This window comes from Achromobacter sp. Root565 (assembly GCF_001427425.1).
Taxonomy (GTDB): Bacteria; Pseudomonadota; Gammaproteobacteria; order Burkholderiales; family Burkholderiaceae_B; genus Achromobacter; species Achromobacter spanius_D.
In genome coordinates, this window is record NZ_LMGO01000001.1 from 18,196 (window position 1) to 18,622 (window position 427).

Consider the following 427-nt stretch of genomic DNA (forward strand, 5'->3'; position numbering starts at 1 on the left):
TTTCCATTTCGCGCGTGATGGTCGTGGCGCCCACGTCCAGCGCGCCGCGGAAGATGTACGGGAAGCACAGCACGTTGTTGACCTGGTTCGGATAGTCCGAACGGCCCGTGGCCATCACCACRTCGTCGCGCACGCCGTGCGCCACTTCCGGCAGGATTTCCGGCGTGGGGTTGGCCAGCGCCAGGATCAGCGGACGCGAGCCCATKGCGGCGACCATTTCCGGCTTGAGCACGCCGCCGGCCGACAGGCCCAGGAACACGTCGGCGCCGGGAATCACCTCGGCCAGCTTGCGGGCGTCGGTCTTTTGCGCAAAGCGCGCCTTGTCCGGGTCCATCAGCGTGGTGCGGCCTTCGTAGACCACGCCCTCGATGTCGGTCACCCAGATGTTTTCCAGCGGCAGGCCCAGATCGACCATCAGGTCCAGGCA

At 66.6% G+C, this 427-nt stretch carries 1 protein-coding gene; it reads right to left on the reverse strand.

Annotated elements, in window-relative coordinates:
• The coding region (locus tag ASD71_RS00095) for a malic enzyme-like NAD(P)-binding protein (RefSeq protein ID WP_304438785.1) at positions 1-427 on the reverse strand (427 nt) is incomplete at both ends.